At 71.4% G+C, this 10,611-nt stretch carries 10 protein-coding genes; 6 read left to right on the top strand and 4 right to left on the bottom strand.

Going from position 1 to position 10,611, the window contains the following annotated elements; translation table 11 throughout:
- Positions 1–540 precede the first annotated feature (540 nt).
- The gene (locus ACGF0J_RS37700) at positions 541–2,004 is read left to right on the top strand and encodes an ATP-binding protein (protein WP_393154051.1); all 1,464 of its coding nucleotides are present in this window, start codon (positions 541–543) and stop codon (positions 2,002–2,004) included.
- Positions 1,911–2,645, top strand: a complete 735-nt coding sequence (locus tag ACGF0J_RS37695; protein WP_393154049.1) for a hypothetical protein — start codon at positions 1,911–1,913, stop codon at positions 2,643–2,645. Before ACGF0J_RS37700 ends, ACGF0J_RS37695 begins: the two co-directional genes overlap by 94 nt.
- 21 nt (positions 2,646–2,666) lie before the next feature.
- Here ACGF0J_RS37695 and ACGF0J_RS37690 read toward each other — a convergent pair whose 3' ends face one another.
- Entirely contained in the window at positions 2,667–3,668 is a 1,002-nt protein-coding gene (locus ACGF0J_RS37690; protein ID WP_393154047.1) for a hypothetical protein, read from the bottom strand.
- Between the two features lie 212 nt (positions 3,669–3,880).
- Between ACGF0J_RS37690 and ACGF0J_RS37685 the strand changes: the two genes are divergently transcribed.
- Positions 3,881–4,780: a proteasome assembly chaperone family protein gene (locus tag ACGF0J_RS37685; RefSeq protein WP_393154045.1), complete on the top strand. Its 900-nt coding sequence runs from the start codon at positions 3,881–3,883 to the stop codon at positions 4,778–4,780.
- 14 nt (positions 4,781–4,794) lie between these two features.
- A complete protein-coding gene (locus tag ACGF0J_RS37680; RefSeq protein ID WP_393154043.1) occupies positions 4,795–5,898 on the top strand; it encodes a Gfo/Idh/MocA family oxidoreductase in 1,104 nt (367 codons plus the stop codon).
- A gap of 66 nt (positions 5,899–5,964) precedes the next feature.
- On the opposite strand, the gene ACGF0J_RS37675 is transcribed toward ACGF0J_RS37680, so the two are convergent.
- On the bottom strand, positions 5,965–6,747 hold the full coding sequence (locus ACGF0J_RS37675; protein ID WP_393154041.1) for a tyrosine-protein phosphatase: 783 nt from the start codon (positions 6,745–6,747) through the stop codon (positions 5,965–5,967).
- Between the two features lie 74 nt (positions 6,748–6,821).
- On the opposite strand from ACGF0J_RS37675, the gene ACGF0J_RS37670 reads away from it, so the two are divergent.
- Positions 6,822–8,075 (top strand): hypothetical protein, encoded by a 1,254-nt coding sequence (locus ACGF0J_RS37670; RefSeq protein WP_393154039.1) that lies wholly within the window; start codon positions 6,822–6,824, stop codon positions 8,073–8,075.
- 7 nt (positions 8,076–8,082) lie between these two features.
- Here ACGF0J_RS37670 and ACGF0J_RS37665 read toward each other — a convergent pair whose 3' ends face one another.
- Positions 8,083–8,745, bottom strand: a complete 663-nt coding sequence (locus ACGF0J_RS37665; protein ID WP_393154037.1) for a response regulator — start codon at positions 8,743–8,745, stop codon at positions 8,083–8,085.
- Positions 8,742–9,923 carry a sensor histidine kinase gene (locus ACGF0J_RS37660; protein WP_393154035.1) on the bottom strand — a complete coding sequence of 394 codons (1,182 nt, stop codon included), beginning with the start codon at positions 9,921–9,923 and terminating at the stop codon, positions 8,742–8,744. Before ACGF0J_RS37660 ends, ACGF0J_RS37665 begins: the two co-directional genes overlap by 4 nt.
- Positions 9,924–10,105: 182 nt before the next feature.
- On the opposite strand from ACGF0J_RS37660, the gene ACGF0J_RS37655 reads away from it, so the two are divergent.
- Positions 10,106–10,516: a hypothetical protein gene (locus ACGF0J_RS37655; RefSeq protein ID WP_393154033.1), complete on the top strand. Its 411-nt coding sequence runs from the start codon at positions 10,106–10,108 to the stop codon at positions 10,514–10,516.
- The last annotated feature ends 95 nt before the right edge of the window (positions 10,517–10,611 follow it).

The raw sequence follows: 10,611 nt of genomic DNA, 5'->3' as shown, positions 1-10,611 counted from the left end.
CACCACCGGTAACGCTCCGAGCGTCTTCTCCAGACTGGCCTGGCCCCACTGCGCACGCTGTCTCACCAGCCACGTCATACCGCGCAGCGGATCAGTACAGCAACCCGGAGATCTTCAATCAACCCAACGTGCGGAAAACGGGGCTAGCGCTCCGGCGACACTTCCGCCATCCCGGCAGGCGCGTCGCGCGCCCGCCGCGCCTGCGCGTTCGCGGGCGCGTTCCGGGCGCGTCGCGCCGGGCGTTCGACGCTCCGGCGCGGGGACGTATGAGGGCCGCCCGCGTCACCGCCGGGCGTGGCAGGTCAGGACCAGTGCGGGGGCTTGTTGTCCAGGTAGAAGGCGTCCGGGTCGGCCTCGCGCCACTCGCCCCAGCCTGCGTCGAGGTCGTCGGCCGTCTGCTCGGGGAGGAATTCGCTCACGGCATACATGCTACCGATAGGGAACAAACCAACCCGGCCGCCACGCGGGCCGCCGGACAGCCGGGATCTCCGGGGGTACGATGCGAAGGCAGGTTGTCGCCTAACCCCCGTGAGGCTGCCCATGGCCACTCCGTCAGGCTGGCGACGAGAAGGCAATCTGCCGGCCGAGCTCACCAGCTTCGTCGGCAGGACGCGCCTTCTCGCCAACCTCAAACGTCACCTCGGCGAGTCACGCCTGGTGACCGTCACGGGGATCGGCGGCGTCGGCAAGTCGCGCACGGTGCTGAGGTTCGCCCACCAGGTCCGCGCCCAGTACCCCGACGGCGTCTGGTTCGCCGACCTGGCGAGGCTGCAGGACGCGGGCATGGTCAAGCACACCATCGCCTCCGCGCTGGGCATCGCCGACCAGTCGTCGCGGGCGGCGTCCGAGACGCTGTCGGAGTGGGTCGCCGACCGGCAGATGCTGCTCATCATCGACACCTGCGAGCATCTCGTGCAGGGCTGCGCCGAGCTGGTCGAGGAGCTGCTCAACGGCAACCCCAACCTCAAGGTCGTGGCCACCAGCCGGCAGTCGCTGCACCTGCCGTACGAGCACGTGGTGCCGGTGCCGCCGTTGCAGGTGCCCGGTGACGACCCGGCCGAGAGCCTGTTCACCAACGAGTCGGTCCAGCTCTTCGCGGCGCGGGCGGGCGCGGTGGTGCCCGATTTCGTGCTGGACGAGCACAACATCGGCACGGTGGCCGAGCTGTGCCGGCGGCTCGACGGCATCCCGCTGGCCCTGGAGCTGGCGGCGGTGCGGCTGCGGGCGCTGTCGGTGGAGCAGATCCTCGGGCTGCTGACCGACCGGTTCAGCCTGCTGGCGGGCGCCAGCCGTACGGCGTTGCCGAGGCACCAGACCCTGCGGGCGGCGATCGGCTGGAGCCACGAGCTGTGCGACCCGGCCGAACGGCTGTTGTGGGCGCGGCTGTCGGTGTTCGCCGGCGACTTCGAGCTCGACGCGGCCCGGGCCGTCTGCTCCGACGAGCAGCTTCCGGCCGACCGGATCACCGACCTGGTGACCGGGCTGGTGGAGAAGTCGGTGCTGCTGATCACCACCAACCACGCCGGGGTGCGCTACAAGCTGATCGACACGCTCGCCGAGTACGGCGAGGAGTGGCTGGACAAGCTCGGCCAGCGTGAGCGGATGCGCCACAAGCACCTGGAGTACTACCTGAACCTGGCGCGGCGCAGCGAGGACGCCTGGTCGGGTCCGCGGCAGATCTACTGGTTCATCAGGATGCGGCAGGAGCACGACACGTCCGCGTCGCCCTCGAACACGCGCTGCGCACACCCAGCGAGACGCCTCTGGCGCTCACGCTGCTGTCGTCGCTGTGGTTCATGTGGGTGTGCTGCGGTTTCGCCCGTGAGGGCCGCCTGTACCTGGAGCGGGCCCTGGAGGCCAACCCGACGGCCAGCAAGGAGCGCTGCAAGGCGTTGTGGGTGCTGTCGTACGTGCGCAGCGCCCAAGGCGACAGCGTCGGCGCGCTGGAGGCGGCCGAGCAGTGCAGCACCGAGGCGGTCCGGGTCGGCGACTCCAGGGCGGTGATCCTGGCCTCCAAGATGCAGGGCACGGCCGCGCTGCTGCAGGGCGACCTGCAGAAGGCCAGTGCGCTGCTCGGTGTGGCGATCGAGTTCAACACCGACAACAAGGAGCTCAACCCGGGCCTGCTGCCCGCGATCGTCGAGCTGTCACTGGTGCTGCAGTCGCAGGGCGAGCTGTATGAGGCCGAGTCGCTGCTGCAGGACTGCCTGCAGGTGTGCCGGGAGCGTGGCGAGCTGTGGGTGAGCTCCTACGCGCAGTGGGCGATGTCGATCAACCGGCTGGCGACCCGGCGCAACACCCTCGCGCTGGAGAACGCCCGGGAGAGCCTGCGGATCAAGCGTCACTTCCATGACACGTTGGGCACGCTGCTGGCGCTGGAGACGATGGCGCGGATCTTCGCCGCCGACGAGCAGATGGCGTTGGCGGCCCGGCTGTTCGGCGCGCTGCACCAGAACTGGAAGACCGCGGGCCTGCCCATGCTGGGCGCGCCGTTCCTGACCGCCGACCACGAGCGGTGCGTCAAGGAGTGCCGCAAGGTGCTCGGCGACCAGGTGTACGGCGACGCGTTCGAGGCGGGCACGCGGCTCGACCTCGACGAGGTGTCGGCGCTGGCGCTCGGCGACCTGGACGCCGCCGACGACTGACCCGCGTGCCTGCCCGGCGAGTCAGACGGGCTGCGGCCAGCGGGTGCCGCTCGGCCAGGCGTGCACGTAACGGGCACTGCCGAGCGAGAACTCGATGTGCCCGCGCACCCAGTGTTCGAGCCCGCGCACATACCGGCGCACCGGAGGCGAGGCCCACTGGTGGAGCGCCGCCCGGCGGGCGACGAAGGCGGTGACGGCGGCCCGGTGCATGTTGGCCACCTCCTCCAGGGCCTCCTGCAGCGCGAGGGCGCGGTGCGTGGCGAGCACGGTGACGAGGTTGTGCCGGGCTTTGTCGCGGCCGCGTTCCTTGGCGTACGAGATCAGGTCGTTGTCCCAGCCGATGAGGTCGCAGGCCAGGTCGGATAAGGCGCGCACGTCCGGGTGGTGCCATTCCTCCGATTCCAGCCGGTAGCCCCCGCCGACGTCGATGAGCGCGAAGCAGGTGTAGGTCGCCCCGGTGATGCGGCGCATCAGCATGTAGTCCTCGGGGGTGGGGATGAGGTCCACCTCGCGGTTGGCCGCCTCCCAGATCTGGGCGAACAGGTATTCCTTCACCGTGATGCGCCACCGGTCGACCTGGGCGGGCGAGGCGGTGTCGGAGATGCGCTCGATGAGCTCGTGCAGTGCCGTCCCGAACGGGTCGCCGGGGTCGGGCTTTCTGCGTCCGTCGAGGATTTCGAGGAGCGGCGGCAGCGCGCGGGCCAGCATGGACGCCCGGTGTGCCATCAGCTCACCCTCGCAGAAGGCGTCGTCGAACGCGAACAGCCAGTTGTACCAGTCGTTGATCAGCCTCAGGCTGTCACGCGGAACCGTGGGATTGGTCCGGGCGGCCAGCAGGCCGATCTTGGAACGCCGGAACTGCTCGATCGTGTCGGCTCCGGCGAGCATCGTGGAGGCGGCCAGCCACGCGTGGCTCTCGGCGTCGACCTCGGCCGCATGCACGTTGATCTCGCTGGGGAACGGGCATGGCAGGGGAGGGATGCGGAGGGGTCGCCTGCTGAAGGAGTGCGCAGAAGTAGCCACTCACCCAGCATGACGAGAGACCCAGAGAAAGGCCACACTAGCTGTCTTCCTGGCCATTTATTCGTTTTCGCCGCTACATCCTGGCGGCGAACCCCTCCGGCTCCAGGTCCCGTCCATGCTTCCCGTTCTGCCTCGATAGTGTGCCCTGAACGGAATCGTTCCGGCTCGCCGTGGGTTTCAGCAGTGAGTACCTAGGGAAAGGCTGTGCAACCGTGTTCGACCCGACGGATCTCTACGAGCTCGCCGACGATGTGCCCGAGCTGTCCGATCCGGTGCTGCTCTACCACTTCGACGGCTTCGTCGACGCAGGCGGGGCGGGACGTCTCGCGTTGGGTCACGTGCTGGCCGAGCTGGAGCACCGGGTCGTGGCGACGTTCGACGTCGACCGGCTGCTCGACTACCGTTCGCGCCGCCCCGTCATGACGTTCGACACCGACAGGTGGATCGGCTACGAGAGCCCGCGGCTCGCCGTGCACGTCGTGGAGGACACCACCGGCACCCCGTTCCTCGTGATGACCGGCCCCGAGCCCGACCGCGAGTGGGAGCTGTTCGCCCGTGCCGTCGGCACGCTCGCCGAGCGGCTCGGCGTGAGCAGGCTGGTCACCGTGCACGGCATCCCGATGGCCGTGCCGCACACCCGCCCGCTGGGCGTCACCCCGCACGCCAGCCGCGCCGAGCTGGTCACCGGCCAGAGCAGCGCGTTCGGCCGCGTGCAGGTGCCGGGCAGCGCCGCCGCCCTCGTCGAGTACCGCCTGGGCGAGCAGGGCCTGGACGCGATGGGGTTCGCGGTGCACGTGCCGCACTACCTGGCGCAGGCCGAGTACCCGCACGCCGCCGTCGCCGCCCTGGAGGCGGTCACCCGCGGCACCGGGCTGGTCTTCCCCATGGACACGCTGCGCGAGGCGGCGCTACGCACCAACGCCGAGGTCGAGGAGCAGATCCAGGCCTCGGCCGAGCTGCTGACCGCGATCAACGGACTGGAGCAGCAGTACGACGCCTTCGCGGGCGGGACCGAACGGGAGAACCTCATCGCCGAGCCCGTCCAGATGCCGACGGGCGACGAGCTGGCCGCCCAGTTCGAGCGGTTCCTGGCCGAGCGCGACGAGGACTGACGGGAGCGCCGGCGATGGGCGAGACTTTCGAGCCGGGCGGGACACAGGCGGGCAGGGCACAGGCGAGCGGGGCGCAGGCGGGCGGGGTGCGGGTCGGGCTCGTCGGATACGGCGTCGCCGGCGCGTACTTCCACGCGCCGCTCATCCACGCCACGCCCGGCCTGACCCTGTCGGCGGTGGTCACGCGTGACGCGGCGCGGGCCGAGGACGCGGCAGGCCGGTACGGCGCGGCGGTGGTGCCCGACGTGGCGGGGTTGTGGGACCGGTGCGACCTGGTGGTGGTCGCCTCGCCCAACCGCACCCACGTGCCCATCGCCACCGAGGCGCTCGACCGCGGCAGGCCCGTCGTGATCGACAAGCCGATGGCGCGGACCGCCGGCGAGGCGCGCGAGCTGGCTCGGCTGGCCGCCGAGCGCGGTCTCATGCTGACCGTGTTCCAGAACCGGCGCTGGGACGGCGACTTCCTCACGGTGCGCGAACTGGTGAGCGGCGGCAAGCTCGGCGAGGTGCTGCGGCTGGAGTCGCGGTTCGAACGGTGGCGTCCAGTGCCCAAGGGCGGCTGGCGGGAGAGCGGCGGCGCCGACGAGGTGGCCGGCCTGCTCTACGACCTCGGCAGCCACCTCGTCGACCAGGCGATCCAACTGCTGGGGCCGGTGCGGGAGGTCTACGCCGAGAGCGACGTGCGGCGCGCGGGCGTGCGGGCCGACGACGACACGTTCGTCGCGCTCACGCACGACGGCGGTGCCCGGTCGCACCTGTGGGTGAGCGCCGTGGCCGCGCGGCTGGGGCCCCGGTTCCGGGTGCTCGGCTCGGTGGCGGCGTACGAGAAGTACGGCCTCGACGTGCAGGAGGAGCGGCTGCGGGGCGGGACGGCGCCCGACGCGCCCGGGTTCGGTGAGGAGCCCGAGGAGCGGTGGGGCACGCTCGGCTCCGGTGAGGAGCACACCGCGACGCCCACGCGGGCGGGACGCTACCTCGACTTCTACCGGGGGGTCGTGGCGTGCCTGCGCGACGGCGCGCCGCCTCCGGTGAGCGCGCAGAGCGTGATCGACACCCTGACGGTGCTGGAGGCGGCCCGACTGTCGGCCGCCGAACGCGCCGTCGTCCCCGTCGGCTGACCCGTCGGCTGACCGGTCGGCTGACCGGGCCTCCGGCCGCCGCCGACCCGTGCCCGTACCGGGCCGTCAGGCGAGCAGGCGGTTGCGGATGGCGTCCGTGTCGGCACTGCTCCACCCGTGCTGCTTCAGCCAGCCCAACGGGCCGCCGAAGCGGTCGTCGAGCACCGACAGGAACTGCAGGATGTAGCGGGCTCTCGGCATGTGGTCGTCGGCGGGGCGCGAGTCGAGGTCGTCGCGGTAGGTGGCGCTGGCGCGCAGCCGCCGCAGCACCAGCTCCAGCCGCTGTCCCGTCGCCGTGTAGTCCTCGACGATGGCCTCGCGGGTCACCCCGGCCGCCTCCAGCGCGAGCGCCGTCAGCACCCCGGTCCGGTCCTTGCCCGCCGCGCAGTGCACCACGGCGGCACCGTCGTTCAGCGACATGGCCCGCAGCGCCGCCACCACGGCCTCCGGCCTGTCACGCAGATAGCCGTAGTAGAACCCGCTCATCCGCAAATCCTCGTCGAGCTGGCGCGTCTGCCAGGGCAGCACCCGCTCGGCGTCGATGCTGTCGGCCTCGACGTCGGTGTGCCGGCCGCCCTCCGCGAACAACGTCAGATGGTGATGGGTCACCTCCGACACCCGGGTGAGCGGGCCGGGGCCTTCGAGGACGACCTCCGCCGTCGAGCGGAGGTCCACGACGTGCCGCAGCTTCAGCTCGCCGACCAGCCGCGACACGTCGCGCTCGGTGAGCCCCTGGAGGTTGTCGGCCCGCAGGATGCGGCCGGGACGGGTGACGCCGCCGTCGAGGGTGGGCAGTCCACCCAGGTCGCGGACGTTGACAGCGCCTTCGAGCTCGATCCATCTCGTCATCGCGTTCATCAGATCTGACCCTATATGTCCGCCAACTTTGAGCGAATTCGTCCTCCATAACGCAGCATGAACATATGGATCCGCGCGCTCTGCCCCCACGGCTGGTGATTGATCCATCGCTGCCCGAGGAGATCTCGGTGCAGCTTCGCGCCCATCCGCAGGTGCTCCGCATGGCCCGCACCGGCGCGCGCCCGGAACGGTCGTTCGACCCGACGCTGCTGATCGTCGGGTCGGTCATGCTCTTCCTGATCCTCGCGACCGTCGGGCTGCCGGGCATGATCGGCGGTGCGTTCGCGATGAGCGTCATCGGGTTCATGCGCTGGATGGTCGCCGGCTCCACCACCCGGACGGCACGCAGACGCCTGCGGCTCGCCCAGGACCACGCCGCCCGCTACGTCCTGCCCGAGGACCTGGACTACCCGTGCCAGCGGCTGCTGCGCCGCGCCCAGGACGCGGTGAGCACGGTGCTGAGGTCACGGGTGCACCAGGCCGGGCTGATCGACACGATCGACAACCAGGTGACGCTGCCGGAGGAGGTCTGGCAGATCGCCCAACGCCTGGCGCGGCTGTCGGCCATGCACGCCGAGCACCGCCGGCTGGTGCCGCGCGACCTGCCGCCGGGCCTGGAGGACGCGGTCAAGCCGTACTCGACGGCGCTGGACGCGGCCTGGACGTCGCTGTCGAAGCGGGTACGCCACCTGGAGCAGTACGCCAAGCAGGTGCTGCGGGCCGACAGGGTGTTCCACGCGCACCAACGGCTGGAGGCGCTGGCTGCGCGGACACCCGACTACCAGCGGCTGATCGCCGACACCGTCCGCGACGAGATGGCGCACGCCCACATCAGGCGGCTGGGCGAGCAGGCGCAGCACGTGCGGGAACTGTTCGAGGAGAGCATCCACGAGGCGCGGCGGACCGCGGGCGAACTGCTGAGGTCGCCGCTGTCCGTCACCGACCCGATCCCGTCCCCCGGGCCTCCTGCGGCCGTGCCCGGAGCCGGGCTCCGGGCTCCGGCGGCCGGACGACCGACCGGCCGCCTGGCCGCACCGCCGCCCCCCGACGCCCCGGCCGCGCCACCGCCCACCGGGATCGCGCCGCCGCCCACCGAACCCGCTGCCGCATCACCGCCCCCCGGGGCCGCGCCGCCGCCCACCGAACCCGCTGCCGCTCCGCCCGCCGCCGGAGCCGCGGCGCCGCCCGCCGACGATCCGTCCGCCCCTACGGTGCCGTTCCGGGTGCCCTCCGCAGGCGGCACGGCCGCCCCGCTCCCGCCGCCTGCCGAGGACCCGCTCGGATCGCCGGGCACGCGACGGCGACCGTCACGGCCCTGAGGGTGTGTCAGCACGCTTCGCCCGAGCCCGCCAAGCCGCTCTGGTGCGCGATGATGGCCAGATGGGTGCGGTCACGGGCGGGGAGCTTGGTGAGCAGCCTGCTGACGTAGGTTCGTGCGGTGTCGGGGCTGATGAAGAGTTCGGCGGCGATCTCCCGATTGTCGAGGCCGCGCCCGATCGCCGACAGCACCTCACGTTCGCGGGCGGACAGGCCGTCGACCAGCTCCGGCCTGGTTCTTCTCCGCGTCGATGCCGCGGCGCGCATCACCTTCCCGGTGATCGACGGCGCGAGGAGCGATTGGCCGTCGGCCACGAGGCGGATGGCATGGCGCAGGTCCTGTGGCTGGATGTCCTTCAGGAGGTATCCGGAGGCGCCCGAGCGGATGGCGTCGAAGACGTTCTCGTCCTCGTCGAACGTGGTCAGCACGATGATCCTGACGCCGTCGAGGTCGGGGTCGTCCACGATGCGCCGGGTGGCGGCGATGCCGTCGAGCACGGGCATGCGGATGTCCATGAGGACGATGTCGGGCCGGTGTTCGCGTACGGAACCGACCGCGCTCGCTCCGTCGCCGACTTCGGCCACGACGGCGATGTCGCCGTCGTGCTCGGCCAGCGCGCGCAGGCCTGAGCGCAGCAGCGGCTCATCCTCGGCTATGACGATTTCGATCATGTGCGGGGTTCCCGGAACAGCGGCAGCCGTGCGGTCACGGTGGTGCCGGACGTCGGTGATCTGGTGGTGGTGAGCGTGCCCCCCAGGAGGGCCGCCCGCTCGCGCATCCCGGCGATGCCGCGTCCACCTGTGCTCGGCTCGGCCGGCACCGTGCCGTCGTCGCCGATGGTCAGGTGGAGCGTGGTGTCCTCGATCCTGGTCGTGACGGTGAGGGTGGTCGCGCCGGCGTGCTTGATCACGTTGGTGACGGCCTCCTGGGCGATGCGGTGGGCAGCGGTGGCGATCGTGGGCGGCACGTGTGCCGGCTCGGCGGCGAGATCGGCGCGGGTGGTCAGGCCGGCTCGCCGGGCGGTCTCGATGATGGTCCGGATGCCGTCCAGCGTGTGGGGCACCCGGTCGTCACGGCCCGTCCTCCCGGGGGAATGCAGCATGGACACGGTGCCGCGAAGTTCGTGCAGGCACCGGGCGGTGGCGTCCGTCACGTTGGACAGCGACCGGATCACCGCCCCGTCGTCGCGTCCGATCGCCTCGCGGGCGACGTTGGCGTGCACGGTGACGACGGCCAGGGCGTGTCCGATCGTGTCGTGCAGGTCGCGGGCGATGCGGATGCGCTCTTCCTGCATGGCGTGCTCCGCGCGGTCGCGTTCTCGCTCGCGTTCCAGGGTGATGATGCGTGCCTGGTGCTCGCGCAGGTGGTGGCGGCTTCGCACGGTCGAGGCGAGCGCTGTCGCGCAGCCGATCAGGGCGGCGTTGGTCAGCAGGTCGTAGGACAGGACGTCGCTCGCCTGGTGCTCGTCGACGCTTCGGAAGAAGGCGGACACGGCGAGCAGTAGCAGGCCTGCGCCCAGTGGCCACCAGATGCTTCTGCGTTCGGCGGCGAAATAGAGCGCCGCGGCGGCGGGGACGGCCATGCCGATCGGCGGATGGTCCATGGCGTAGTAGGCGAAGATGCCGACGATGGTCGCTGTGAGCACCGCGAGAGGGACGGCTCGGTGCGCGAGCAGCGCCGCGCCGAATCCGCCCGCGAAGGCGTACGCGCCCCACCCGCTGTAGCCACTGCTCGGGGCGCCGATCGCGATGATGAGCGAGATCGCGAGTGCCTGCCCGGAGGCGACGAGGGCGAGGAACACCCACTCCGGGACGCCGTCGGCGTCCTGGGGGCGTACGTGCTGGAGCATGCGATTCGTCCTGCCGTCATGTCGCTGGCCCGTGCCGTCCTAGTCTGCGGCCTGGTACGTCGTGGGGTGAACCGCACAACGCGGATGTCGCTTCTCGACGTACAAACGGGCCGCCGAAGCGGGCACGAATGACGCTTGGGGGACGATGCGCCACAAGCCCACGCGCTCGTACGTTCGCATGCATGACCTCGGACCAGCGACCTCCGGCGAACCGGCCGGAGTCTCCTCTGCATTCGCTCAACTGGCTGCTCGTCGTCGGCTTGGCGGCCATCGCGCTCATCCGGCCGCTGTTCTCCATCGTGGGCTTGTCGGACGCGCTCGGGAAACCGGCGACGCCGATCGTCCTGACCGTCGCGATCTCTGCGGCCTGGATCCTCGTCGTGGGGCTGACCCGGGTGCGCAGGCCCGTGCTGACCCTCGTGCTCGCCGGTCTCCTCTACGGGGTCGTCGCCATCGCCACCAGCGGCCTGGCGCTGCGCGGCGGAGCGGTTGTGATCTTCGGCAGCGGGTCCATCCTCATCACCAACCTGGCCTGGGGGGCGGGCTGCGGTCTGCTGGCGCTGCTGCTGCAGCGGCTGCGCGGAGTGCGTTGAGGGTGTCCGGACGCGCACTGATCAGACCGGGGCGCCGCGCCGGGACGGGGTACGGCCCGCGCCAGGCCGTACCCCGGTGTTCCGCTCCGGGGTGT

The sequence above is a fragment of the Nonomuraea sp. NPDC047897 genome (assembly GCF_043204415.1).
GTDB lineage: Bacteria > Actinomycetota > Actinomycetes > Streptosporangiales > Streptosporangiaceae > Nonomuraea.
This window is presented reverse-complemented; position numbering and strand designations above follow the sequence as displayed.